The sequence below is a fragment of the Microbispora sp. ZYX-F-249 genome, assembly GCF_039649665.1.
In the GTDB taxonomy this organism is placed as follows: domain Bacteria; phylum Actinomycetota; class Actinomycetes; order Streptosporangiales; family Streptosporangiaceae; genus Microbispora; species Microbispora maris.
The window spans coordinates 33297-59071 of sequence record NZ_JBDJAW010000002.1; the positions used below are offsets into that span (position 1 = coordinate 33297).

At 74.7% G+C, this 25775-nt stretch carries 19 protein-coding genes; 7 read left to right on the forward strand and 12 right to left on the reverse strand.

Translation table 11 applies throughout. The features are described from left to right. Window positions 1-19: 19 nt before the first annotated feature. Window positions 20-2452, forward strand: coding sequence for a serine/threonine protein kinase (locus AAH991_RS02685; RefSeq protein WP_346224109.1), 2433 nt, complete (start codon window positions 20-22; stop codon window positions 2450-2452). A gap of 9 nt (window positions 2453-2461) precedes the next feature. Here AAH991_RS02685 and AAH991_RS02690 read toward each other — a convergent pair whose 3' ends face one another. Both AAH991_RS02690 and AAH991_RS02695 read right to left on the reverse strand, forming a co-directional pair. After that, entirely contained in the window at window positions 2462-3553 is a 1092-nt protein-coding gene (locus AAH991_RS02690; RefSeq protein ID WP_346224110.1) for a magnesium and cobalt transport protein CorA, read from the reverse strand. 183 nt (window positions 3554-3736) lie between these two features. After that, on the reverse strand, window positions 3737-4324 hold the full coding sequence (locus AAH991_RS02695) for a GNAT family N-acetyltransferase (RefSeq protein WP_346224111.1): 588 nt from the start codon (window positions 4322-4324) through the stop codon (window positions 3737-3739). Between the two features lie 78 nt (window positions 4325-4402). Between AAH991_RS02695 and AAH991_RS02700 the strand changes: the two genes are divergently transcribed. From AAH991_RS02700 to AAH991_RS02710, 3 genes are read left to right on the forward strand one after another with little or no spacing between them, the layout of a single operon-like run. Then, entirely contained in the window at window positions 4403-5122 is a 720-nt protein-coding gene (locus AAH991_RS02700) for a M50 family metallopeptidase (RefSeq protein WP_428833923.1), read from the forward strand. Between the two features lie 41 nt (window positions 5123-5163). Next, window positions 5164-5922 carry a MerR family transcriptional regulator gene (locus AAH991_RS02705; RefSeq protein WP_346224112.1) on the forward strand — a complete coding sequence of 253 codons (759 nt, stop codon included), beginning with the start codon at window positions 5164-5166 and terminating at the stop codon, window positions 5920-5922. Further along, window positions 5919-6464: a hypothetical protein gene (locus AAH991_RS02710; RefSeq protein WP_346224113.1), complete on the forward strand. Its 546-nt coding sequence runs from the start codon at window positions 5919-5921 to the stop codon at window positions 6462-6464. The genes AAH991_RS02705 and AAH991_RS02710 overlap by 4 nt, the downstream gene beginning before the upstream one ends. 17 nt (window positions 6465-6481) lie before the next feature. Here the strand turns inward: AAH991_RS02710 and AAH991_RS02715 are convergent, their stop codons facing one another. Together AAH991_RS02715 and AAH991_RS02720 are read right to left on the reverse strand one after the other, a co-directional pair. Beyond that, window positions 6482-6643: a hypothetical protein gene (locus AAH991_RS02715; RefSeq protein WP_346224114.1), complete on the reverse strand. Its 162-nt coding sequence runs from the start codon at window positions 6641-6643 to the stop codon at window positions 6482-6484. 50 nt (window positions 6644-6693) lie between these two features. Further along, window positions 6694-7416 carry a GntR family transcriptional regulator gene (locus AAH991_RS02720; protein WP_346224115.1) on the reverse strand — a complete coding sequence of 241 codons (723 nt, stop codon included), beginning with the start codon at window positions 7414-7416 and terminating at the stop codon, window positions 6694-6696. A 151-nt stretch (window positions 7417-7567) separates the two neighbouring features. On the opposite strand from AAH991_RS02720, the gene AAH991_RS02725 reads away from it, so the two are divergent. Beyond that, a complete protein-coding gene (locus AAH991_RS02725) occupies window positions 7568-8851 on the forward strand; it encodes a hydroxyacid-oxoacid transhydrogenase (RefSeq protein ID WP_346224116.1) in 1284 nt (427 codons plus the stop codon). A 41-nt stretch (window positions 8852-8892) separates the two neighbouring features. On the opposite strand, the gene AAH991_RS02730 is transcribed toward AAH991_RS02725, so the two are convergent. Together AAH991_RS02730 and AAH991_RS02735 are read right to left on the reverse strand one after the other, a co-directional pair. Beyond that, window positions 8893-12312 (reverse strand): AAA family ATPase, encoded by a 3420-nt coding sequence (locus tag AAH991_RS02730; protein ID WP_346224117.1) that lies wholly within the window; start codon window positions 12310-12312, stop codon window positions 8893-8895. Between the two features lie 157 nt (window positions 12313-12469). Further along, on the reverse strand, window positions 12470-13570 hold the full coding sequence (locus tag AAH991_RS02735) for an exonuclease SbcCD subunit D (protein WP_346224118.1): 1101 nt from the start codon (window positions 13568-13570) through the stop codon (window positions 12470-12472). A gap of 127 nt (window positions 13571-13697) precedes the next feature. Here AAH991_RS02735 and AAH991_RS02740 point away from each other — a divergent pair, with 127 nt between their 5' ends. Beyond that, complete coding sequence (locus tag AAH991_RS02740) at window positions 13698-15191, forward strand: alpha/beta hydrolase family protein (RefSeq protein ID WP_346224119.1); 1494 nt, start codon at window positions 13698-13700, stop codon at window positions 15189-15191. 99 nt (window positions 15192-15290) lie between these two features. Next, window positions 15291-16829 carry an LCP family protein gene (locus AAH991_RS02745; RefSeq protein WP_346224120.1) on the forward strand — a complete coding sequence of 513 codons (1539 nt, stop codon included), beginning with the start codon at window positions 15291-15293 and terminating at the stop codon, window positions 16827-16829. Window positions 16830-16833: 4 nt separating this feature from the next. Here the strand turns inward: AAH991_RS02745 and AAH991_RS02750 are convergent, their stop codons facing one another. From AAH991_RS02750 to AAH991_RS02775, 6 genes are all read right to left on the reverse strand, one after another. Further along, a complete protein-coding gene (locus AAH991_RS02750) occupies window positions 16834-17829 on the reverse strand; it encodes an enolase C-terminal domain-like protein (RefSeq protein ID WP_346224121.1) in 996 nt (331 codons plus the stop codon). Between the two features lie 82 nt (window positions 17830-17911). Continuing rightward, window positions 17912-19276, reverse strand: coding sequence for an MFS transporter (locus tag AAH991_RS02755; RefSeq protein WP_346224122.1), 1365 nt, complete (start codon window positions 19274-19276; stop codon window positions 17912-17914). 17 nt (window positions 19277-19293) lie between these two features. Next, entirely contained in the window at window positions 19294-20430 is a 1137-nt protein-coding gene (locus AAH991_RS02760; RefSeq protein ID WP_346224123.1) for a VWA domain-containing protein, read from the reverse strand. Then, entirely contained in the window at window positions 20430-22817 is a 2388-nt protein-coding gene (locus tag AAH991_RS02765; RefSeq protein ID WP_428833924.1) for a DUF5682 family protein, read from the reverse strand. The genes AAH991_RS02760 and AAH991_RS02765 overlap by 1 nt, the downstream gene beginning before the upstream one ends. 472 nt (window positions 22818-23289) lie before the next feature. Beyond that, window positions 23290-24357, reverse strand: a complete 1068-nt coding sequence (locus tag AAH991_RS02770) for an ATP-binding protein (RefSeq protein ID WP_346224125.1) — start codon at window positions 24355-24357, stop codon at window positions 23290-23292. Further along, entirely contained in the window at window positions 24354-25706 is a 1353-nt protein-coding gene (locus AAH991_RS02775; RefSeq protein WP_346224126.1) for a DUF5691 domain-containing protein, read from the reverse strand. Before AAH991_RS02775 ends, AAH991_RS02770 begins: the two co-directional genes overlap by 4 nt. Window positions 25707-25775: the final 69 nt, after the last annotated feature.

Below are 25775 nucleotides of genomic sequence, written 5' to 3' on the forward strand. Positions count from 1 at the left end.
GATCCATAACAATGACCATGTGCCGGAGATATCACCTTTAAGGCCGGGCGACCCGCCACAAATCGGTCGTTACAGAATTACCGGCCGTATTGGCGTGGGCGGCCAGGGGACGGTCTACCACGCGGTCGATCCCTCCGGGCAGCCCGTCGCGGTCAAGTGGATCCGGCCCGACCTGACCGGCGACGTCGCCGGCGCCCAGCGGTTCCTCCGGGAGGTCGCCGCGGCCAAGAGAGTCGCCGCCTTCTGCACGGCCCAGGTTCTGGACACCGGCGTGGAATATGACCGGCCGTATATCGTGAGCGAGTTCATCGACGGCCCCTCACTCCAGCAGAGCGTCGCCGCCTCGGGCCCTATCCGGGGGAACGCGTTGTCCCGCCTCGCGGTCGGGACGGCCACCGCGCTCGCGGCGATCCACCGTGCCGGAATCGTCCACCGGGACCTCAAGCCGCCCAACGTGATCATCGGCCCCGACGGCCCACGGGTGATCGACTTCGGCATCTCCCGCGCCCTCGACACCACGTCGTCGCTGACCTCCGTACCGATCGGAACGCCCGCCTACATGGCGCCGGAGCAGTTCCTCAACCAGGACATCGGCCCGGCGGCCGACATGTTCGCTTGGGCCGGCACGATCGTGTTCGCGGCCAGCGGGTCGGGACCGTTCGGGAATCAGTCGCTGCCCGCCGTCATCAACCGGATCCTGAACGGTGAGCCGGAGATCCGGGACGTCGAGGGCAGGCTCCGGGATGTGATCGCGTCCTGTCTCGGCAAGGATCCGGCTCGCAGGCCGTCCGCCCAGCAGGTCATCGATGCGCTGATCGAGCAGTCGGCCCCCGAACCGGCTCCGAGGAGCACTCACGCGAGTGGCCGGGAGACCGTTCGCGAGGCCGCGCCCGAACCCGCCGAGGACGCCCCGGAAACCGCGCCGGAGCCCGCCGAGGGTGCGCCTCCGTCCCCCGCCGCTGAGGCGCCCGCGGCGGCACGTGCGGAAGAGCCGGACCGGGCCGAGCGTCCGGGGGCGGCGGCGGAGCCGTCGCCCGCACCCGGCCCGGTGGGCGTGACCGCCACGGGCACAGACGCGGCCACAGACGCGGCCACAGACGCGGGCACAGACGCGGGCACAGATGCGACGACGGACGCGTTCACGGGGGCGGCCACGGATACGGGTGGGCGCGCGGGCCGTCCGGTCGCCAAGGTCGTCGCGGCGGTCTGCGCCGCGGTGGCGGCGGTCGCCGCGGCCGTGCTCGTCCTGCCCCAAGGGGAGGACCCGGGCGTGCGGGCGGCCAGGGCGCACACGTCCCTGCCGGGCTCGCCGCCGGCGTCCGCGCTCGCCGTCGTACCCGCCGGGCAGGAGAACCCCACGCCGGCCACGGACATCACCCCGGTGACGAGTCCGAGCGTCCCCCGTCCGCAGGTCACCTCCGGCAAGAGCGGCGGGGCGGCCGGCGGGGGGACGACCTTCCAGCGCAAGTCGGAGCCCCGTCCCGGCTCCGGCCCGGATTCGCCCGCGGCGCGGGACGAGGCCGTTCCCACGACGGGCCTCGTCGGGCGGGAACTGCCCGGCGTCTCCGCGGTGCTCCACGAACACCCGGACGACCCGGTGTCGGTCGCCGCGTACCGGGTGACGGACGCCAAGGGGCGCCTGCAGGGTCTCTACACGAGGAGTTCCCCCGGCGCGAAGTTCCGGAAATGGACGGGCTACTTCCAGGTCGAGGTCTCCCCCGACGGCAGGTACGCGGCGGGTCTGCCGACCGAGTTCACCGACGGCTACGACTCGATCGACGTCATCGACCTGGAGACCGGCGATGTCCGCAAGACGCTGACGGTGCGGGAGCCCCTCCAAGGCACCAACATCCAGTGGTCGAGGGACGGCCGGAAGATCCTGCTGACGCTGATCATGTTCACCGGATCCACCGAGGTCACCAGCAAGGGCTTCATCGTGGCCGAGGTGGGAGAGCCGAAGGCACGGGTCGTGACGGTCACGGACCCCGCCATCGCCCACTCGACGTTCACGTGGGACGCCCGGGACAAGGGCGTGGTCGCGCTCACCGGCACCGGCGGCGCCAGGGGGATACGCTTCTTCGGCCGCGAGGGGACGGCGGTGCGCGACATGGCGGCCGGCGCCGTCGCCGACACCGTCCGCGCGGACGAGGTCGGAATCCTGTTCGCGCCCTCCCGGCGGTCGTTCCTCACCGCCTGCGCCGGCCCGGCGCGTACGTACTGCGTCCGGGACGCGGACACGGGCCAGGAGCTGCGGCGGTTCACCGCGAACTGTCAGTACGTCTACGCCTGGTTCGGCGACGAGCACGTCGTCTGCCAGGCCACCGGGGACGGCGACGACGACGCGATCGTCGTCGCCGGGTTGAACGGCGAGACGGTACGGACCATCCTGACGGCCGACGACACCACGATGGAGCGCAAGCTCGAGATCTCCTTCCAGTTCAGGCACTCGTGACCGGAGCCGTCAGAGCCAGTCGCGGCGTTTGAAGACCAGATAGAGCGTGAGGCAGACGACGCCCAAGAGCATGATCGCCATGGGGTATCCGAGCAGCCAGTGCAGCTCGGGCATGTGGTCGAAGTTCATCCCGTAGATCGTGCCGACCAGCGTCGGGGCGAACAGGATGGCCGCCCACGCCGAGATCTTCTTGACCTCGTCGCCCTGGGCGATGCTCGCGGCCGTGAGCTTGGTCATCTCCTCGTTCTGCTGCTGGCTGACGAGTGTGGCGTTGACGACGAGGATGTCCTGCAGCATCTGGCGGAAGCCCGCGACGCGTTCGGTGACCGTGATGGCGTGATCGGAGACGTCGCGCAGGTAGCGCTGCAGCTCCTCGTTCACGCCGTATTTGGGCGAGCCCGCGATGAAACCGTCGAGCATCGGGACCAGCGGGCTGGTCGCCCGCTGGAACTCGATGACCTCGCGTGACAGGGCGTAGATGCGCCGGGGCGCGGCCGGGTCCCCGCCGAAGACCTGCACCTCGATCTCGTCGACGTCGTTCTGCAGCCCCGCGACCACCGGCGCGTAGCCGTCCACGACCGCGTCGAGGATCGCGTACAGCACGGCCTGCGGCCCTTGGCGCAGCAGGTCGGGGTCCGACTCCATGCGCCGGCGCACCTTGGACAGGTCGGGCGCCTCGCTGTGCCGTACGGTCAGCACGAAGTCGGGGCCGACGAAGACGTGCAGCTCGCCGAAGGCGACCTTCTCGGGCTGGTCGAGATACTGGGCGGCCCGCAGCACCACGAACAGCGTGTCGCCGTACCGGTCGGCCTTGGGCCGCTGGTGGGCGACGATGGCGTCCTCGATGGCGAGCTCGTGCAGGCCGAACTCCTCGGCGGCCTTGATCAGCTCGGCCTCCTCCGGGCGGTAGAGGCCGATCCACGCCATCGCACCCGGCCGCGAGCGCAGCGCGGCGATCGCGTCGCCCAGCGAAAGCGGGGAGTCCACGCGCTCGCCGTCCACGTACACGGCGTTGTCGATCACGCTGTGCCGGAACGTCTCCTCCTCGCCCGCACGGGGGTCCATGGAGTGCTCGGGAGCCTGCTCCGGTTTCGCCCTCATCAGCCCACTCAATCCGCGCAGTCCACGCATACGCCGCTCAGCCACATGTAGAAGGTAACCGCCCTCACATCGGGCACCGGCCCCCGCCACCCGGCATGGGCACGCTCCGCACACCCGGCCGGGAGGTCGTGCCGCGCCCCGGCTCGATGCTCCTCCTTCCGCGCGGCCTGTGGGGTGAGAGCCCTACCGGGAGACCCGGGGCTCGTCCCGCCGCTCCCCCGGGTTCGCGTGCATGCCGGACGCGGTGCCGCCCCGGGCGCCGTCTCCGCCGTCACGCCGAAGGAGCAGTTCGAGTTCGAGTTCGTGACGGATCGGGATGCCGTCGGCGTGGGTGGGGATGGAGGGCTTCAGCCCGCGCGCGGCCTCGACCGCGTCGCGGTGGACCGCCACCAGGTCGAATCCGTACCGCTGGTAAAAGCGCAGGGCGCGGGTGTTGTCGTTCGTGGTGACGAGCCAGAGCCGCCCGACGCCCGCGCGCTCCGCCTCGGCGCGCACCCCGTCCAGCAGTGCCCGCCCGGCACCCCGCCCGGCCTCCACCGCGTCGAGTGTCACGATCTCCCATTCGGCGTCCGACACCGGCCGGTACGTCAGCAGTCCGACGGGCCGCCCCTCCACCCTGGCGAGGAGCGCTCGCTGCGCGGACGCGTCGATGAGCTCGCCGTGAACGGCGACGAGCGGGCCGCCCCACGACCCGGCGAGGATGCTCCTGACGGCCTCCGCGTCCGCCGGCTCCGCGGGACCGACGGCGACGGCTCGCTCGGCGGTGGGCATGCCCGGAGTGTACCGATCGACGCCGGCCGGGTGTGGGCACGTCCGCGGCCGGCGGGCGGCCGCCGTACGATTCCGGGGGTGACCCCCCTGAAGGCCCTGTGGAACCACCTGACCGCCGTCCAGATCGCGCCCCCGCTCTGGCTGGTCGTCCTGTCCGGGTTCGCCGCCCTCACCGTCGTCGCCTATCCCGCGTCGTGGCACGTCTCCCGCGGGCTGATCACGATCGCCCACGAGGGAGGCCACGCGCTGGTCGCGGTGCTGACCCGGCGCAAGCTGCGGGGCATCCGCCTCCACTCGGACACCTCGGGCGTGACGCTCACCCGAGGCAGGCCCACGGGACCCGGCATGATCGCCACGGCCGCGGCGGGGTACGTCGCGCCCTCGCTGATCGGGCTCGGGGCGGCCTGGCTCGTCGCGGACGGGCGGATCACGATGCTGCTGTGGGGCGTGCTCGCGCTGCTGACGTGCATGCTGCTGATGATCAGGAACTTCTTCGGTGCCGTGTCGCTGCTCGCCGTGGGCGGCGCGGTCTTCGCGCTGTCCTGGTTCGCGCCGCCCGACGTCCAGTCGGCCTGCGCGTACGTCGCCGCGTGGTTCCTGCTGCTCGGCGGCGTACGGCCGATCCTCGAACTGCAGAGCAAGCGGCGCGTCGGCCGCGCGCCCGACTCCGACGCCGACCAGCTCGCCCGGCTGACCCGGGTGCCCGGCACGCTCTGGGTGCTGCTGTTCCTGCTCGTCTCCGCCGCCGCGCTCGTCTACGGCGGTTATCTCCTCACGGCCCGCTGGCTGCCTCTGTGAGCTGTTGACCTTGCCGCGACGTCAACGTTTTCAATGAGGGCATGCGAATCGGCGAACTGGCCGCGCTCGTCGGGGTGTCCACCCGCACCGTGCGGCACTACCACCACCAGGGCGTGCTGCCCGAGCCGTCGAGGCGGCGGGGCGGCTACCGGGAGTACGGCCTGCGCGACGCGCTCCTGCTCGCCCGGGCCCGCAGGCTGACCGAGCTGGGTCTGTCGCTGAGCGAGGTGCGCGACGTGCTGACCGGCGACTCCGCGCGGGAGCTGCGGGAGATCCTGCTGGAGCTGGACGCCGACCTCGCCCGGCAGGAGGCGGCGATCAGGGCGAGGCGCGGGCGGCTCGCCGCGCTGCTGAGCGAGGAGGCGCCGTCGCCGGACGACGCCGTCTCGCCGGCGATGGCCGAATTCCTGCGGTGCCTCGAACCCGTGCGCGACTCCCCGTTCGCGGCGGCCGAGGCCGAACTGCTCGCCCTCCTCGACGCGGCGGCCGAGCCGGAGGACCGGGATCGCCTGCTGGAGCTGATGCGGCCCATGACCACGCCGGAGGCGGTCGCCCGGGCCGAGGTGTTGCACCGGAGGCTGGCGGAACTGGACGGCGCCGACCCCGCGGATCCCCGGGTGGCCGCCCTCGCCGCCGACCTCGCCGCCCACCTGCCCCGCGAGCTCGCCGCCTCACTGGCCTCCGCGATGCCCGGCGCCGACGACCCGTTCGCCCAGGCGTTCCTCGCCGATCTGTCTCCCGCGCAGGCCGAGGTCGCGCGGCAGGCCATGGCGCTGCTCGCGCACGGAGCGGCGTCGTGAGGCACGCGATCGGCTACAGCCGGGAGCAGACGCCGACGATGGCGGTGCTGCTGTGCGTACTGGTCCTGGAGACCGTGGCCATGGACCTGCTGCTGCGCCGGTTCGGGCTGCCGGACGCGCCGCGCCTGGTGATACTGGCCCTCGACGCGGCGTCGGCCCTCGGCGTCCTCGGCGTCATGGTCAGCTGCGCCCGCCGGCCGCACACCGTCTCGCCGGACGCGCTGCGCCTGCGGTACGGCCGGCTGTTCAGATTGGACGTCCCGGCGCGGCTCGTCGCGTCGGCGCGCGTCGACCGCCGCTACGACGAGAAGAGACTCCTGCGCCTGTCGGGCGGCGAGCTCGCCCTCGCGGTCTCGTCCCAGACCAACCTCGTGGTCGACCTGCGCGAACCGATCGAGGTGTCGCCTCCACGCCGTCCCTGGCAGGCGGTACGCCCGGCGACGGCCATCCGGCGGGTGCGGTTCTTCGCCGACGATCCCGCGGCCGCGCTGCGGGCCGTCGCCGCGCTCACCACGACGACCACGGGCGAGCCCGCTCCCTGACCTGCCGGGCCTGTGGCTCACACCGCCTCGTCGGCGGCGAGGACGGCCGCGAGCGCGGCGGGGGTGATGGTGCGGCTCGCGACCACCGCCACGACCCGTCCGTAGGCGGCGACCTTCCCGGCGAGCAGGGCGGCGACCGGCACCGCTCCCGCCCCCTCGGCCTCGTGTCCGCGCTCCACGGCCAGGTAGCGCAGCGCGGTCCGGATCTCGTCCTTGCCCGCATAGTCCTTTACGTTGTAGATTCGTCGGCTGCGTCGTGGATGAGCGCGATGTCCGCGGGGTCGGCGGGGCAGCCGTTCTCGGCGGCGGCCTGGGTCACGAGGAGCTCGCCGGTGTGGGCCACGTGGGCGCGCATCGCCGCGGCGGCGGCGTCCGCGTCACCCGCGAGGACGGCGGCGAGGATCGGCTCGTGCTCCGCGGCGACGTCCGCCAGCGAGCGGGAACGGTCGACGGTGGAGGCGCCGAGTGTCACCGTGGCGTCCCTGAGCCCGGCGACGACCTCGACGAGCCGCCGGTTGGCTCCCGCGGCGAGGACCGCGTCGTGGAAGGCCCGGTCGTGCCGCATGAAACGCGGCTCGTCGTGGTCGGCCGCCGCGGCGCGCATCGCGTCCAGTTCCTCGCGCAGGGCACGGACGAGGCCGGGACCGGCGTGGCGGGCCGCCCGCCTCGTCACGGGCACCTCCAGCAGCAGCCGCAGCTGGAACACCTCGGCGATCTCCCGGGGGTCGCGGCCCAGCACCCGGAAACCCCGGCTCCGCTCGAACCGCACCAGGCCCGCCTCCGCCAGCCGGAGCATCGCCTCGCGTACGGGGGTGCGGGAGACGTTGAGCTGCCCGGCCAGCCGGTAGACCGAATACAGCTCTCCGGGCCGCAGCTCGCCCGAGACGATGGCCTCCCTCACCGCCTCGACGACCTGCTCGGTGAGGCTGGAAGTGCCGGCGACCGCTCGCACCGTCTGACCACCTTCCCGGTCGTGGGCTCCGCCCGCGTCCCCGGCGGCGCAATTGACATGCAGCATGCCACATGCCAGGTTCCCATCCGGGAACGCCCCCGCACCGGCATCGCGCGTGCCCGCATGAGCCCCGGATGGAAGGCCAGCGATCGTGATCGTCCCGAGCAACCCCGAGTCCGTCTTCACGTACGGCGCGCCCGCGCTCAAGTTCGGCCCCGGCGCGTCCGCCGAGATCGGCTTCGACCTCGGGCAGTACGGCGCGCGCCGTGTGCTGGTGGTGACCGACGCGGGCGTGGCGGCGACGGGCGCTCCCGCGCGGATCGCCGGACAGATCGCCGGGTTCGGCCTGCACGTGGAGGTGTACGACGGCGTCCACGTCGAGCCCACCGACGAGAGCCTGCTCGCGGCGATCGGGCACGCCCGCGCGAGCGGCCCGTGGGACGCCTTCGTGGCGGTCGGCGGCGGGTCGAGCATCGACACGGCCAAGGCCGTCAACCTGCTGACGACGAACCCGGGCGAGCTGATGGACTACGTCAACGCGCCGATCGGCGCCGGACGCGCTCCCTCGCGGCCGCTCAAGCCGCTGGTCGCGGTGCCCACGACCACGGGGACCGGTTCGGAGAGCACCACCATCTGCGTGCTCGACGTGCTCGGTCTCAAGGTCAAGACGGGGATCAGCCACGCCCGGCTCCGCCCGGTGCTGGCGGTCGTGGACCCCGGCCTCACGATGACGCAGCCGCCCGAGGTGACCGCCGCGGCGGGGATGGACATCCTCTGTCACGCCCTGGAGAGCTACACCGCCCGGCCGTACACCTCCTACGAGCGCAAACGGCCGGAGGAGCGCGTGCCGTACTGCGGGTCGAACCCGGTGGCGGACATGTGGTCGGAGCAGGCGCTCCGGCTGCTCGCCGGCTCGTTCCGCACGGCCGTGCGGAACGGCGACGACGCGGAGGCGCGGGGCGCGATGGCGCTGGCGGCGACGTTCGCGGGGCTGGGGTTCGGCAACGCGGGCGTGCACATCCCGCACGCCAACGCCTATCCGATCGCCGGCCGGGTGAAGGACTTCCACCCGGCCGGCTATCCCGGCGGCGGGCCGATGGTCCCGCACGGCATGGCCGTGGCGCTGACGGCGCCGGAGGCGTTCCGGTTCACCTTCGAGGCGGACCCCGCGCGGCACCTGCGCGCGGCCGGGCTGCTCGACCCCTCGGCGGCCACACCGGACGACCCGGCGGACTTCCTGCCCGGCGTGCTGACCGCGCTCATGCGCGACGTCGGCATGCCGAACGGCATCGGCGGCGTCGGGTACGCGGAGGGCGACGTGCCGGCGCTGGTGGAGGGGGCGATGCAGCAGCAGCGGCTGCTCACCACCTCGCCCAGGCCCGTGGCGGAGGAGGACCTCGCCGGCATCCTGACCCGGTCGCTCACGCTCTGGTGAACCGCCCGCCCCGGCGACCGTACGTCACTTGGGTCACCCGCTCAGCGATGCGAGAGTGTGGAGCCGGAACGGCCCTTGACCACGCGGAGCTGGGCGGGGATGCGCACCCGCAGTTCGGCCACGTGGCTGACGACGCCGACGGCACGGCCGCCCTCGCGCAGGCCGTCGAGGATGTCGAGCACGTCGTCGAGCGTCTCGTCGTCGAGCGTGCCGAAGCCCTCGTCCACGAAGAGGCTGCCGATCTCCGCGCCGCCCGCCTCCGCCGTGACCACGTCGGCCAGGCCCAGCGCCAGGGCGAGCGAGGTGATGAAGCTCTCGCCGCCGGAGAGCGTGGCGGGGTCGCGTTCCACGCCGGTCCAGGCGTCGAGCACGCGCAGGCCCAGCCCGCCGCCCGACCGGCCCCGGTCGCCCGCGGACCGGCTCAGGTCGTGCCGCAGCAGGTAGCGACCGCTCGACATGCGGTCGAGGCGCTCGTTCGCCGCGTCGACGACCTGCCGGAGCCGCTCCCCCAGCACGTACGCCGACAGCCGCATGTGCCACCGGTTGTCGCCGGACGTTCCGGTCGCCAGCTCGGCGAGGCGGCGCGCCAGGCGATGGCGCTCCTCGGCCGGCCGGTAGGCGCGCAGCGCCTCGTCCAGTTCGCCGGCGAGCCCCGTGAGGTGGTCGAGCCTGCCCCGCGCCCGGTCGCGCGCGGAGGTGCGGACGGCGTGGTCCCGCTCGGCCCGCTCGTGGCCGGCCTCCAGCTCCGCCAGGTCCGCGGCCGGCCTGGCCGCCGCCGCCACCAGCTCGGGGTCGGCGAGCAGCCCCTCGACCGTGGCGCGCTCGGCGTCCAGATGACCCAGCCGCTCGGACATCGCCTCCCGGTCCTCCGGCGTGCGGACGGCGGCGGCCGCGTGCTCCACGCTCGCGAACCCCTCGTCCGCTGCGGCTCTGCCGGCCTCGGCCCGCGCCGCCCGGCTCTCGCGGTCGGCGGCGGCCGCCGCGACCGCCGCCTCGGCGGCCTCCCTGAGCAGGTCCGCCTCCTCCTCGAGCCGATCGAGGCGGGCGGCGAGCGAGGCGTCCTCGCCGCGGGCGGCGTCGATCACCTCGGCCAGCCTGCGCTCGTCGGCCGCCAGCCTGTCCCGGTGCGCCCGCGCCTCCGCGATCGCCGCGCCGGTGCGCGCGGCCCGCGTGCCCAGCTCCTCCAGCTCGGCCGCGAGCCGGGTGGCGCGGGCGGCCAGCTCCTCCTCGGACGCGGCGAGGGACCGGGCGCGTTCCAGGTCCGCCTCCGCCGTCGCGAGGTCGCCCTCCAGGCCGGCGGCGAGCCGCTCGCCCTCCGCGAGCAGGGCGTTCCTCCTGGTCCTGGTCTCGGTCAGCAGCGCGCTCAGCTCCGCGGCCCGGTCACGGGCCGACTCCAGCTCCGCCGCGAGCCGCCCGGCCTCCGCTTCGGCGGCCGCGACCGCCGTGTCCGCCTCGCGCAGCCGCGACAGCTCCTCGCGGGCGTCCGCGAGGGCGGCGGACGCGTCGTCCCGGGACAGGTCCCCGGCGCGCGCCGCCGCGTCGCCGAGCCGCGACGAGAGCGCGGCGACGGCCGTCTCCGCCTCCTCACGAGCCCGCTGGGCGGCATCGAACGCCTCCTGCGCGGCCTGCTCGTCGTCCGCGGTCGCGGCCCGCGCCGCAGGCGCGGCGGGACGCGGATGTTCGGTGGCGCCGCAGACGTCGCAGGGTTCCCCGGCGACGAGCCCCGCCGCCAGTTCGGCGGCCATGCCGTCGATCCTGGCCTGGCGCACCTCCTGGAGCCGGTCCCTGCGCTCCTGGGCCAGATCGACGGCCGCGCGCCGGTCGTGCTCGGCCGCCTCCAGCTCGGCGGTCAGGGTGTCACGCAGCCGCGCGGCCTCCAGGCGCTCCTCCGCCAGATGGGCGGCGGCCTTTAGGGCGGGGACGCGCGCGGCCATGTCGCGTAAACCCCTGAGCCGCTCCTCTGCGCCGGCCAGCAGCGCGGGCAGCTCCGCCTGCGCGGCCCCCGCCCGCGCCTCCTCCTCGGCCAGCCGCGTCAGTTCGGCGTCCAGCAGACCGGCCTGCTCGGTGACCTCCCGCGACCGCAGCGCGGCGTCCCTGGCGGCCGTGAGGCCCGGCAGGCTCGCCGCCGCCGTACGCGCCCGCGCGAGCCGTTCCTCGACGTCGAGCCGCTCGGCCGGCAGTGCCGCCAGCCGCCGCGTCAGCCCGGCCTCCTCCTCGGTCAGCCCGGCGAGCCCGCGTTCGGCGTCCGCGCGCTCGTCGCGAACCTGCCGAAGGCGCGCCTCCTCCGGGAGGATCTGGCGCACCCGGGCGACCTCGTCGCGCCGTTCCCGCTCCAGCACGGCCAGCCGCTCGGGATCCGGCCGCTCATCATCCGGGTCCGCGCCCGCTGCCGCGAGGGAGCGCGACGCCGTGGGGCCGGGAAGCGCGCGGAGCGCGGCGTCGGCGGCCAGCCGCCGCGCCTTGGCCGCGGCCTCCGCCCGCTGACCGGCCTGCCGGATCAGCGGCGCCACCCGGTCGGCCCGCGCGGCCTCGTCGAGCATCGCCTCCAGGTCCGACCGCTCCTCCGCCGCCGCGTCGAGCTCCTGCCGCCGGGCCAGGGCGGCGGCGTGCCTACGCTGCCGGTCGGCCAGGCTCCGGCCCTCCTCCAGGCCGGCGCGGGCGGACAGCAGCGCCTCCTGGCTCGCCGTGCCGGCCGCGACCGCGTCGGCGAGCGCGCCGCGGGCGAGATCGAGCACCTCCCTCGACCAGGCGGCGGGCTCGGCGGCGTCCTCGGGCAGCGGCAGGTCGTCCCCGGCCGCGCCGCGCATGCGGTCGAGCACCGACTCGACCCGCTGGCCCAGCTCCTGCGCGTCCCGCCAGGTGCGCGTCCGGTGGTCGGCGAGCCACCGCTCCACGTCGCCGAACACCCGCACGGAGAAGAGCCGTTCGAGCAGTTCCCGCCGCTCCTCGCCGCCGGCCCGCAGGAACTTCGCGAACTCGCCCTGCGGCAACATCGCGACCTGGCAGAACTGCGCCATGGTCATGCCGGTCAGCGTGTTCACGAAGTCGCCGGCCTCGTCGCTGCGGGTGCTGCGCGCCAGCCACTGCCCGCCGGGCTCGGTCAGCTCCTCGACCAGGGCCTTCGCCTTCTCCTCCACCAGGCCCGAGCCCCTCAGCTTCGGCCGCATCCAGGCGGGCGAACGGGTGATGCGCAGGCGCCTGCCCCGGATCGTCACCTCCAGCGTCACCGACGGCCCCCGGCCGGGCGGTGCGTGGTCGCAGCGCAGGCTCCGGGCGCTCTCCCGCTGGCCGGGCACCCTGCCGTAGAGGGCGTAGCAGACGGCGTCGAGCACGGTCGTCTTCCCGGCGCCGGTCGGCCCGTGGATCAGGAACAGGCCCGCCTCGCCGAGCGCGTCGAAGTCGACCTCTTCCGTCCCGGGGAACGACCCGAACGCGACCAGGCGCAGCCGATGCAGCCTCACCGGACCTCCAAACTCGTCCACGGGCCGGGCCCGCGCCCCGCCATCCGCATGGACAGGCGGCCCGTGCCACTCCCTCGCCCGGCGGCTCGGGGTCGCGTCGTGCCGAAGGCACGCCGGTGACCCAGCCGGATCGAACCGTGCCTGCCGATCCACCCGGTCATACGCTCTCCTTGATGCGGCACGCCTCGACCGCCTCCTCCAGCAGGCGCCGTTCGTCGTCGTCGGCGGGCTCGCCGCGGACCTCGCGGACGAAGTCGAGCGCCACCTCGATCTCGGGCCGGCCGGCGATCCTCGCCCGGGCCTCCGGTCCCCGCGCCACGCCGTCCGGCTCGAAGGCGAGCGCCAGCGCGTGCGGGAAGCGCCGGCGCAGGCGCTCCATCGCCTCGCGTGGCCGCACCGGATCGGTCAGCGTCACCTGCAGCCAGTGGTCCTCGTACCGGTCGTAGCGGGCGCCGGTCAGCAGGTCCTCGATGCGGCCCCGCACCGTGCTCACCGGCCGGGGCACGGGGGCGGGGACGAACTCCGTCCCGCCCGTGGCGAGGTCGACCAGCCAGGAGCCCTTGGTGTGACCGGCCTCGGAGAAGGAGTAGGCGATCGGCGATCCGCTGTAGCGGACGGTCTCGCTCATCACCTGGCGCCCGTGCAGATGGCCGAGCGCCGCGTAGTCGACCCCGGCGAAGGCGCTCAACGGCACGTGGGAGACCCCGCCGACGCTGATGTCCCGCTCGCTGTCGCTCGCCTCTCCCCCGGTCACGAAGGCGTGCGCGAGCACCACCTTGCGCGCCGCCGGATGCGCCCGGACACGCTCCATCGCGTACGAGACCGCGGCCGTGTGGCTGCGCTCGGCCAGCTCCCACGGCCCCCGGACGAGCTCGGGCTCCAGGTAGGGGATGCCGAAGAACGCCACGTCGCCGATCACGACCGGCTCCCAGGCCCGGCCGGGGTCGGTGCGCAGATGCACCCGCTCCATGAGGTCGGCGCCGAAGCCCAGCCGTACGGCGGAGTCGTGGTTGCCGCTGATCAGCACGGTGTGCACGCCGAGGGCCTTGAGCCTGCCCAGCGCCTCGTTGCACAGCGCGACCGCGTCGACGGGCGGCAGGGCCCGGTCGTAGACGTCGCCGGAGACCACCACGACGTCCACGCGCTCGGCGCGCACGGTCTCGACCAGGTGGTCGACGAACGCCGCCTGGGCGCCGAGCAGGCTTTCGCGGTGGAACGACCGGCCCAGATGCCAGTCGGAGCTGTGCAGGACACGCATGTCGCAGGAAGCTAACAGGTCCCGCCGACAAACGCGGCCCCAACCTCCCCTCTGGTGCGCATCGTAAATGGGAAGTAATGACTTAGCCTGTAGTCGGTATCGCGCGCACGCATGGGGGAGCCGCCTCATGAACGTCGGCCGGGGCACTCTCGGAGTGATCGCCGGTGTGCTGATGGTGGTGCTCGCCGCCGTCGGCCACCTGCTCTCCCCGCCGGCATTCGATCCCCCACCCTTGCCCGATTCGCCCCAGTTCCGCGAGATACCTCCCCAGCCCGCCGCCGAAGTGCGCCCGGTCGCCCGTACGGACAGGTTCCGTACCGAGACGATCCTCGTCCCGGCGAAGAACGAGACGCTGAAGGCGACGATCAGGGCGCCCCTGTCCCCGGGACGCCACCCGGCGATGGTGTTCGTGCAGGGCTCGGGGTCGGGCGACGGAGGGGAGTTCACCCAGCAGGCCGAGTGGCTGGCCCGGGCGGGCATCGTGACGCTGGCGTACGACAAGCGGACCGTGGGCTACTCCTTCCGCAGCCGCGATTTCGGGCTGCTCGCCGACGACGCCCTGCGCATGCTGCGGGTGCTGCGCGAGCGGCCCGACGTCGATCCGGCGCGGGCCGGACTGTGGGGGGTCAGCGAGGGCGGCTGGGTCGTCCCGGTCGCCGCCGCCCGCGACCCGCAGGCCGCGTTCGTGGTCCTGGTCTCCTCGCCGAACGTCTCACCGCTGCGCCAGGTCGCCTGGGCCCTGAACGAGCAACTGCTGCGCCTGCACGCCCCGACCGGCGTGCGCGACCTGCTCACCCGGGCGATGGGCGGGGTCGGCTTCGACTTCCTGCGCTACGACGGGGTGCCCGCCCTGCGCGGGATCACCCAGCCCGTCCTCGCGTTGTACGGCACCGACGACCCGTCCATCCCCTTCGTGGAGAGCACGGAGACCCTCACCGGCGCCCTGACGCGGAGCGGCAACACCGACTACACGATCCGCTTCCTCGCGGGGGCCGACCACGCCATGCGGATCCGCGGCGGGCCGTTCGCGGCGGACTACCTGCCGACGCTGGCGAACTGGATCAAGGACCTGCCGCGCACGGCCAGGTCCCCGGTGCCGATCGCGGGGGCGACCCCGGTGCAGCGCTTCGAGGCGAGCGACGTGCCGGCCGCGCCGTGGTGGGGGGACAGCACCATCCTGTGGCTCACGCTCTGCCTGGCCGCGGTCGGGTACGTCGCGGCGCCGGTGACCGAGATGGTCGTCCGGCTGCGCGGGCGCGACCTGCGGCTGCAGGCCAGGGTCCACCTGTGGCCCGCCCTCAGGCGGCGGCTGCGCCGGATGGCCTGGACCGGGCTCGGCGAGCTGGCCGCCGTCATGGCGTTCATCACGCTCATCGTGCTGTTCTCCGTCAACCAGGCCGGCGCCTGGCCCGCCGTGCAGGCCGGGTGGCTGGTCGTACGCCTGCTCGCCATCGTGATGCTCGTGCAGACGGTCACGGCGTTCGCGGCGGTGCTCAGTGGGCTGCGGGACGGGTGGGAGCCGACGCCGTGGCAGAAGAGCGTTCTCGCCGGCGTGCTCGGCGGGACCGCGCTGCTGCTGCTGACCGCCGCCTACTACGGCCTGTTCGCCTTCCCCTGGTAGGGCGAGTCCCGGGTCGAGTTCTGGTCAAATGCCGGTATGGACTGCTCCGGTCCGGGCCGGTCGCCGGTTTTCCGGGCCCGGCGTCGCTTCAATTGACGCGTGGTCACCCCTGATCTGGCACCCCGGAAGGGCGCCCCGCCGCCACCGGCGCGTCGCGGCGGGCCGGCGCGCAGAGCCGCCGCGCTCATCGGCTGGGTGGCGCTGTCGGCGGTGCTGCCCGGCGCGGCGCACCTGCGGGCGGGCCGGTGGCGCACCGGTCTGCTCCTGCTCAGCGGCTACCTGACCGTGGCCGTCACGGTCGCGGGCGTGACCGCGGGCGCCGACGCGGGCCTCGCCGGGCACGCGCTGGGCTGGCTGAGCCAGATCTCCCTGGTGTTCGCGGCCTGTGCCGTCGCCTGGTTCTGCCTGGTCGTCCGTTCGTACGTCGTCCTGCGTCCCGGGCGGCTGCCCCGCGCAGGGCAGATCCTCACCGGCCTGGTCGCGGGGGTGCTCGCGGTCGTCGTCGCGGTGCCGTTCGCGGTCGCCGCGCGGTACGCCCGCGTGTCCGAGCAGACCCTCGGCTCGCTCTTCACCGCGCCGGACGGTTCCGGCCAGGTGGGCGGCGCCGTACGCCGGGACGACCCGTGGGCGGGCCGCGACCGGGTCAACGTGCTCCTGCTGGGCGGCGACTGGGGCGACAACCGGATCGGGATGCGGACCGACAGCATCAACGTCGCCAGCGTGGACGTGCGGACCGGCAACACGGTGCTGCTCGGGCTGCCCCGCAACCTGGAGCACGTCCGCTTCCCCCCGGGCAGCCCCATGGCGGCCCGGTTCCCCTTCGGGTTCCAGCTGCCGGAGTCCCGCCCCGGCTGGCGCGAGGACCTGTTGTTCTCGGTGTGGCAGTACGCCGACGACCATCCCGAACTGTTCGGCGGGCGGCGGCACATGGGCGCCGAGGTGCTCAAGGAGACGGTCGGTCACACCCTGGGCCTGCACATCGACTGGTACGCGCTGGTCAACATCTGGGGCTTCGCGAAGATGATCGACGCCCTCGGCGGGCTCGTGGTGGCGGTGGACCGCGACATCGTCTACGGCCTGTACGACGAGGGCCTCGTCAGGGCGGGCACCCGGCGGCTGACCGGCACCGAGGCATTGTGGTACGCCCGCTCCCGCACCGGCAGCGACGACTTCGACCGCATGCACCGGCAGCGGTGCGTCCTCGGTGCCCTGCTCTCCCAGGCCGACCCGGCCACGGTGCTGACGAGGTTCACCGAGATCGCGGCGGCCACGCGCGGGCTCATCCGCACCGACGTGCCCCGGTCCATGCTGGAGCACCTGGTGCCGCTGGCGTGGAAGGTCAAGCATGCCGCGATCAACAGCCTGCAGTTCGTGCCGCCCCTGATCAACACCGCTTATCCCGATTGGGACCGGATCCGGCTGCTCACGGCCAGGGCGATCCGCGCCTCGGTCCGCGCCCAGGCCGGCCCGTCCGCCGCGTCGGCCGGCTCCTCGCCCGCCGCCGCTCCGCGCCGGCACCGGCACGCCCCGCCGCCCTCGCCCACACCCGTGCTCCCCACACCCGTGCTCCCCACGCCCGGGACGCCGAGCCCGATCGACGACGGCTGCGGGACCCCGCACACGGCGATGGCCCGCTGAGCCGTCAGACGCGGAACGTCTCGCGGGCCAGGCGGCGTACGCGGTCCTCGTCCACGTTGTGCCCGAGACCGGGCTGGGTGAGCGGCACGGCGACGACCCCGCCGGACGCCCCGACCGGCGGGAGCACCACCTGCGCGCTGCGCGGCGGCTCGGCCACGTCGCTGGGCAGGGAGCAGCCGGGCAGGCTGGCGACGGCGACCGTCGCGGCCCGGGCGAGCCCCGCGCCGAGGCCGCCCGCGCAGACGATGTCCCACCCGGCCTCCACCGCGCGGTCGTGCGCGCGCCGCACGGCGGTGAGCGAGCCGATCTTCGCGGGGCGCAGCAGCAGCGCCCGGCCCGCCTTGACGCTCACCGCCTCGTCGAACTCGGCCACCGAACTCACCTCGACGGCGACCGCGGCCGACACCCTGTCCTGCAGGTCGGCGCTGGTCAGCAGGTCCTTGAACGGGCGCTCGATCGCCACCACCCCGTACGCGTCCAGCGCCTCCAGCTGGGCGATCTCGGTGTAGGCGCCGCGCCCGTCCACCGCGATGGCGAGGCCGGGGTAGGCGGCGCGCACGGCGCGCAGCGGCTCCACGTCCCAGCCGGGGTGGACGTCCAGCGTCACGTGCCCGTAGCCGGCGCACACGTGCCGGTTCACCCGGGCGACCATGCTCTCCAGCGAGCGGTCCGCCGTCAGCCTGACGGTCGCGATCAGCGACGTACGGCTGCCGCCGAGCGCGTGGGCGAGCGGGACGCCGTTCATGCGGCCCCACAGATCCCAGCAGGCCATGTCGCCGGCCGCGCCGCCGGGATTGTCCCCCAGCTCCGAGGGGTGCTCCCAGTCGAGGCCCACGAGCGCGGGCAGGGCCCGCTCCAGCGGGCCGGCCTCGCCGGGATCGACGGCCTCGCCCCAGCCGACCATGCCGCCGTAGTCCGTGATCTTTACCAGAACGGTCTCCGGACGCCTGCCGTACGGCAGGGTCATCCTGAAGACCTCCAGCTCCCGGACACGCGGCACTCGGATCCCCTTAATTCCTTCCCGGGATCCCCGCCCGCGGCCGGACCGGACACGGCGCCTGGCGGAAAATTTCCGGGATTCCCTAGACCTCCATGGTGCCCGCTTCGCGGCGGTGCTCGAAACGGCCGCCGACGAGTCCGGCCGTGCCCGCCATGACGACGAGCAGGCCCAGGCACGTCAGATAGACCCACGGCAGGCCACCCCAGGCGGCGAGCAGCGCGCCGGTCAGCGAGACGGCGACGACCGAGAAGACCGACTCGCCGACGCTCAGCGACGCGCTGTTGCGGCCCTCCTCCCCCGGCGCCGACAGCTCCAGGACCAGCACCGACAGCGTCGGGAAGACCATGCCGATGCCCAGCCCCGCCACCACCCAGCCCGCGAACACGACGGGGACGGGCACGGAGGGGATGACGGCGGACGCGGTGACGCAGATCCCGGCGGCGATGAGCGTCGCGCCGAGACGGATGGTCAGCGCCCGCGCGTGCGGCCTGCGGCCCTGGATCCACGACCCGAGGGACCAGGCGAGCGCCCCGCCGGTGAGCGCGAGACCGGCCTCGGCCGCGTTGAGCCCCCGCTCCTGCACGAGCATCAGCGGCACGAACACCTCGGCGGCGAAGAACGATCCGGCGGCCAGGCCGCGCAGCGCGACCACGGTGGGCAGACCCCGGGCGGCGCGCAGCGTCCCCGGGGGCAGCAGCCTCGGCAGCGTCAGCGCGAGCACCGCCAGTCCGGCCACGACCAGGGGGATGCCCGCCCCGGCCGCGCCGCTGCCGTACTGCAGCAGGGCCGCGCCGACCGCGGCGCACACGCCCCAGGCGAAGCGGGGCAAAAAGGCGCGGCCCATCGCCTCCCTCGGCTGCCCGCCCGTCGCGGGCAGGCCGCGCCACATGATCAGCGCGGCGGGGACCGACAGCACCGCGACGCCCAGGAAGATCCAGCGCCAGCTCCAGGTCTCCGCCACGAACCCGGTGACCGCCGGGCCGACCACGGACGGCAGCACCCAGGCCGCCGCCAGCGCCGAGAACACCCGCGGGTGCATGGCGGAGGGATACGCCTGGGCCACGAGGACGTACAGCGCCACGTTGAACAGCCCGCCCCCGAGCCCCTGGAGGAACCGGCCGACGAGGAAGACCTCCATGGTGGGCGCGAACCCGGAGACCGCCAGCCCGGCGACGAACCCCGCCACCCCCGTCCACAGGGCGGGGAACGGCCCCCGCGCGTCGCCCCAGCGTCCGCCGAGCACCGTGGCGATCACGGTGGCGGCCATGCCGCCGCTGAAGGCGAGGCCGTACAGGTGGTAGCCGTTCAGCTCGCGGCCGATCAGCGGCATCGCGGTGGCCACCGCGAGATACTCGAACGCCACGAGCATCACCAGGGCCACGATTCCGACGCTCAGGGCCCGGTATCGCTGGCTGAAGACGGCCGGGGCGGTCATCACCGAAGTCATGATACGGACATTACAAATCACCGTCCCGGCAGGGAAATGCGACCTTGGTCGTAGGACCGGCGCTCGATCGCGGCGGCCATGAGGCCGGGAAAGGCGTCCGGTGTGCAGGCGAAGGCCGGCACCCCCATCGCGGCCAGCGCCGCCGCGTTGTCGTGGTCGTACTGCGGCGCCCCCTCGTCCGCGAGCGCGAGCAGCACGATCACCTGGACTCCCGCGGCGGTCAGCGCGCCGATCCGGCGCAGCATCTCCTCCCGCGGCCCGCCCTCGTACAAGTCGCTGACCAGAAGGAATATGGTGTCCGCCGGCCGGGTGATCAGTCGCTGGCAGTAGGCCACCGCCCGGTTGATGTCGGTGCCGCCGCCGAGCTGGGTGCCGAACAGCACCTCGACGGGATCACGCAGCCGGTCGGTGAGGTCGGCGACGGCCGTGTCGAACGCCACGAGCGAGGTCTTCAGCGAACGCATCGAGGCGAGCACCGCGGCGAAGACCCCCGCGTACACCACCGAGGCGGCCATCGAGCCGCTCTGGTCGACGGCCAGCACGACCTCCCGCCGCAGGGCCCGCTGCCCGCGGGCGTACCCGACCAGCCGGGACGGCACGACGGTCTTCCGTTCGGGCAGGTAGTTGCGCAGGTTGGCCCGGATCGTCCGGTCCCAGTCGACGTCGGCCGCCCTCCTCGGCCGGCGGGTCCTGGCCGAGCGGTCGAGCGCGCCCCCGACGGCCGCCAGCGTGCGCCGCGTCAGCCGCTCCTCCAGCTCCCGCACGACCGTGCGGACGACCGCTCTCGCGGACTCGCGGGCCCGCTCCGGCATGAGCCGGCCCAGTGACAGCAGCGTGCCGACCAGGTGCACGTCGGGCTCGACGGCCTCCAGCATCTCGGGCTCCAGCAGCAGCCGGGTCAGGTCGAGCCGCTCGATGGCGTCCTTCTGCATGACCCGCACGACGCTGGAGGGGAAGTACTCCCTGATGTCCCCCAGCCATCGGGCCACCCGCGGCGCGGACGCCCCGAGGCCGGCGCCGCGCCGATCCTGTTCGTCGTCGTAGAGGGCCGCGAGGGCGGCGTCCATCCGGGCGTCCGCTCCTTCGAGCGTCCCCTCCGCCGCACCGCCGAGCACCAGCCGCCAGCGGCGCAGCCGCTCGTCCTCGCCGTCCATCAGGGCCTCCCGTCCGTCTCGCGCCCCAAGATCTCCCGCACGGTCCGTACGGCTCCCGCCGCCAGCCCGTCGTCGACCTCCGCCCCCGCCTCGCCGCCCGGTTCCGAGGAGCGGAGCGCAGAGCCCGAGCGGATCCGCCGGCCGATCATCCGCCGCTCCGGCGCCGGGAACGCCCCGAACGTGCGCCGCAGCAACGGCAGCGTGTCCGCGAAGTCCTGGGCGGACAGGCCGGTGAGCCAGGCGTCCACGGTGGCGAGCAGGCGCGGATCGTGGACGAGCAGCAGGCCGCCCCCGGACAGGAAGCCCTCGATCCAGCCCGCCGACCGCGCCGGGGGGTTGCCCGGCGACATCGACCGGGCCATGCGCGCGGCCACGTCGTCCTCCAGCGCGTCGGCGTCGAACAGGATCCGCACGACGCGTCCGTCGAGCAGCCCCGGCAGGTCGTCGCGGCGGGCGACCGCGGCCAGCGTCGTGAGCCACCGCCCGCTCCCCGTCGCCCCGGCCGCTCCCGCCGGCCCGGCCTCGCCCATCAACCCGCTGGCCGCGTGCACCCCGTCGACGAGCGCCGCCATCGCGCGGGCCGCGTCCTCGTCCAGCCCCGTCAGGGCGGGGGACAGCCCGGCGCAGATCCGGGCCAGCATCGACTCGGTGACGTCCGCGAGGCCCTCGGTGCCGCGCACGTCGCCGTACCGGCGGGCCCGCACGAGCGCGGGGAGCGCCGCCATGAGGTGGCGCACCTCGCCGTCGAGCACCGCCCTGTCCTCGATCCGCGCCAGGACGTACGGCAGCGCGCCGGGGAGGTGCGCCGGCAGGCAGCGCTCGACCAGCGCGGTCAGTTCGGGCAGACCGGCGCCGTCCGCGAGGTCGCGGACGCGGGCCGTCGCCGCAGCCTCGACCGTGATCCCCCACACGGCGGCCTCGATGAGCGCGACGTCGAGCTCCGGCCGCCACTCCAGCGACCAGGACTCCTTGAACGTCCCCTTGCTCCGGGCCCGCCGGGGCGTCCCCCAGGGCACGCCGAGCAGGGCGAGCCGGTGCAGCAGCCGGCTGCGGCCGAGGTCGAGCGGCCTGCGCAGGTCCAGGTCGTGCTCCCCGGTGAGGGTCTCCGGTTTCATGCGCAGGCGCCGTTGCTCGTCACGCAGGTCCCGCCGCAACGGCACCATCGGCGTGGCCTCCGGCACCCGCCCGAGCCGCTCCCCCACGACCATCCGCCGCTGGACCAGCTCGACCTTCGGCTCGTCGCCGTCGCACAGGACCGCCCTGACCGCCTCGGTGACCTCCGACAGCCCGGCGAGCGGCCTGCCGCGCAGCGCCGCCAGCCCCTCGGCCAGCCGTACGGCCTCGATGACGTGCGCGGAGGAGACGGGCAGGTCCTCCTCACGCAGGATCGCGGCGGCCCTAGCGAGCCAGCGCTCCACCGGCCGGTCGGGCGCGGTGAACAGGTGCTCGTACCACCCGGGTGCGGCGACGCCGGCGCCGTAGCCCGCACCCGCGGCGAGCCGTCCGTGGGTCCACGGCACCCACGTCATCTCGACCCTGACCTTGGGCAGGCCGCGCAGCAGCCGCTCGTCCTCAGCGGCCGAGGGTGGGCGGCCGGGGCCGTCCGGCACCCCCTCGGGCGCGGCCGCGCCGGGCCCCGGGGCGCGGCGGCTGGGCGCGGGCGGGGTCTGCGCGGGCAAAGTCTGCGCGGACGGGGTGAGCACGGGCGGGGTCTGCGCGGGCAGGGTCTGCGCGGGCAGGGTAAGCGCGGGCAGGGTAAGCGCGGGCAGGGTAAGCGCGGGCAGGGTAAGCGCGGGCAGGGTAAGCGCGGGCAGGTGCCAGGCCCCGCAGACCACAGCGATGCGGGCGAAGCCCTCCCGCGCCGCCTTCCGCAGTGTCCTGCGCATGTACGCCTCGCGCCGGGCCTCGACGCCCTCCGCGACGTGCCCGTCGCGCACGGCTCGCATCGCCTCGGCGATCACGTCGAGCGTCCCGGCCTCGCCCCGGTGCTCGACCAGGTCCTCCCACCACCGCTCCGGGTCGTCGTACCCCGCCGCGCGGGCCAGTTCGCCGACGGGGTCGCGGCGTACGGGGTCGGCTTCCAGCGCGAGGGCGTGGGCGGCGGGCAGGTCGCAGAACCGTGCCTCGACGCCCGCCCGGGCCGCATAGGCGAGCGCCTGCCATTCCGGTGAGAACTCCGCGAACGGCCAGAACGCGGCCCGCGACGGCTCACCCGGCACGTACGCCAGGAGCGCGACCGGCGGGCGCATGCCAGGGTCGGCGGCGAGCTTCACGAGGCCGTCGGCCTCGGGCGGGCCCTCCACGAGCACCAGATCGGGCCGGATCCGGTGCAGCTCGTCCCGCACCGCCCTGGCCGATCCCGGCCCATGGTGCCGCACCCCCAGCACCCACACCTCCGGCCCGCCCCGGTCCTCACCCGCGCCCCCACGACCCCGGCGGGTCTCGTGGTCCCCGTCAGAGGCTGGACCGAGGCCCGCATCACCCCCCGGGGCACCCGGGCCACCGCCGCTCGCGGTGCCGTCGCGGTCGCCCCCGCCCCCCGAGCCACTCCGGGTTTCCGTGCTCGGCCCGCCGCGGCGCACCCGGTGCGGGTCGTGGTCGCCCCCACCCCCCGAGCCGCCCCGGCCGCCGCTCCGGGTTTCCGTGCTCGGCCCGCCGCGGCGCATGCGGTGCGCACCCGGGGGCGCATCCTCGCCCGTCCCACTCGCGCCCGCATCCGCACCCACCCCTGCACCGGCACCCGCATCGACAAGCGGAGCACCCGCACCGGCACCCGCATCCCCACCCGCACCGGCACCGAGGGGCACGGCGCCGCCGTCTTGTGGCGCGCGCGGGCCGGACGTGGCGCCGGCGGCGATCTCAGCCGGCATCGCGGCAGGCCCGGTAGAAGTCGCGCCAGTCGTCGCGGCCGCGGACGACGGTCTCCAGGTACTCCTGCCACACCACGCGATCGGACACCGGGTCCTGGACGACCGCCCCGACGATGCCGCCCGCGAGATCGGCCGGGCGCAGCACGCCGTCCCCGAAGTGGGCGGCGAGCACGATCCCGCCGGTGACGACCGAGATCGCCTCCGCCGTGCTGAGCGTGCCGCTGGGCGACTTGACCTTGGTTCTCCCGTCGGCGGTCACCCCCGCCCGCAGCTCCCGGAAGACCGTCACCACCCGGCGGATCTCCTCCAGCCCGGTCGCGGTCTCCGGCAGCTCCAGGGAACGGCCGAGCTGCGCCACGCGCCGGGCCACGATGTCGACCTCCTCCTCGGTGGTGGCCGGGACCGGCAGCACGACGGTGTTGAACCGCCTGCGCAGCGCGCTCGACAGGTCGTTGACCCCGCGGTCGCGGTCGTTGGCGGTGGCGATGACGTTGAAGCCCTTGGCCGCCTGCACCTCCTCACCCAGCTCCGGGATCGGCAGCGTCTTCTCCGACAACACGGTGATCAGGGCGTCCTGCACGTCGGACGGCATGCGGGTGAGCTCCTCGACCCGCGCCAGCCGTCCCTCCGCCATCGCACGCATGACCGGGCTCGGCGTCAGCGCCTGACGGGAGGGTCCCTCGGACAACAGCCGCGCGTAGTTCCACCCGTAACGGACGGCCTCCTCCGCCGTGCCCGCCGTGCCCTGCACGAGCAGGGTCGAGTCACCGCTGATCGCCGCCGCGAGGTGCTCGGACAACCAGGTCTTGGCCGTGCCCGGCACGCCGAGCAGCAGCAGCGCCCTGTCGGTGGCGAGCGTCGCCACCGCGACCTCGACGATCCTGCGCGGGCCGATGTACTTGGGCGTGATCTGACCGCCGTCCCCCAGCACGTAGGCCGTCACCGCCCAGGGCGACAGCCGCCAGCCGGGTGGGCGCGGCCGGTCGTCGGTCTTCGCGAGAACGGCCAGTTCGTCGGCGAACTGGTCTTCCGCGTGCGGACGCAGGACGCTGGTCATGCAAGCTCCTCCAGCATGTCGAAGCGGAATCGCAGGATCGCGGCCAGTTCGGGGACCTCCGCCACCCGCGTGTGCATCGCGGGGTCGAACCGCTCTCCGGCCAGCCGGATCAGCTCGCCGGCGTTCCACGGCTGCGTCCGCGTGGTCTCGACGATCTTCTGCAGCACGGCCCTCGCCAGCCGGGGCCCCCAAGGTCGCGGCACGCCGCCCAGCATCATGACCATCTGGCCGTCCACGGGATGACCCGCCACCAGCTCGGCCGCTCGCCGGGACTGCTCCTCCGGAGGGAGCACGGCCAGCAGGTCGGTCAGCGGCTCGGCCTCGAACAGGGCGCGGGCCCACGTCGTGTCCCGCTGCAGGATGGCCGCCCGGATCCAGCCCATGCGGACCTCCCGCTCCCACGCGCCGATCCCGGCCACGGCGATCTCGTCCGGCCGCATCCCGAGATGACCCGGCCAGAACGACAGCGGCGTGTGCGCCACCACCTGCTGCAGCCACCAGCCCCTCGTCTCCATGCCGGCGGGCGGGCGCGCCCTGACGCCGTCGCGCTCCATCGCGGCGTCACAGGCCGCCGGCGGCTCCGCGCGCAGCCGGGCGCCGTTCCTGGTCACGAACCGGCGCACCCGCGCGGTCATGCGGCGGGCCAGCCGCGATTCCGGCAGGCGAGTGAGGAGGTCGGCGGCGGCCTGCCGCACCTCGCGGCGCCGGTCGTCGAGCACCGTCTCCAGAAACGGCTCGTCGGCCATGGCGAGTCCGTCTCCGAGGATCGTCACGAAGACGGCCCGGTCCTCGGGCGTCTCCGCGCCCCAGCCCCGGGCCAGCAGCTCCCTGGCGGCGGTGGGGTCGCGGCGGCGCAGCGCGGTCAGGAAGGCCCGCCTGTCCCCGCTCGTGCCGAGCTCCCACACCTCGTCCGGGGGGACGTGCGCGGGCTCGGCCAGCAGGTACGCCCAAGCGGGGTTGAGACCGGCGAGCCAGCGGCCCCGGGCCCCGGTGACCGCCCCCAGGTACGCGCGGATCGACCGGTCCCGCGCGCCGAGGCCGAGCAGCCCCGGGATCAGCTCGGCCGGGACCCGCACCCGCCGCGCGGCGGCCGTCTCCAGCCACTCGGTGAGCAGTCTGCCCTGCTCACCGCCGAGCATCCGGGCCAGCCGGGCCGCCGCGGCGCCGGGCACGAGCGGGAGCGTCTCCGCCGCCGCGGGGACCGGCGGGCTGCCTTTGCCCGGCCGCCGCCCCGCGCGCGTCCTCACCACCTGCTCGGCCGCCTGCTCCAGCAGGCTCTCCGGCAGGACGCCGCGGCGAGCGGCACCCACCAGCGCGGCGGACACCAGCTCCTCCCACGAAACGGTCATCGGGCGGCCCTCCTCGGCGTGGCGACCGCCTTCGCCCGCTGCCGGACCCCGGGCCCGGCGACGACCGGG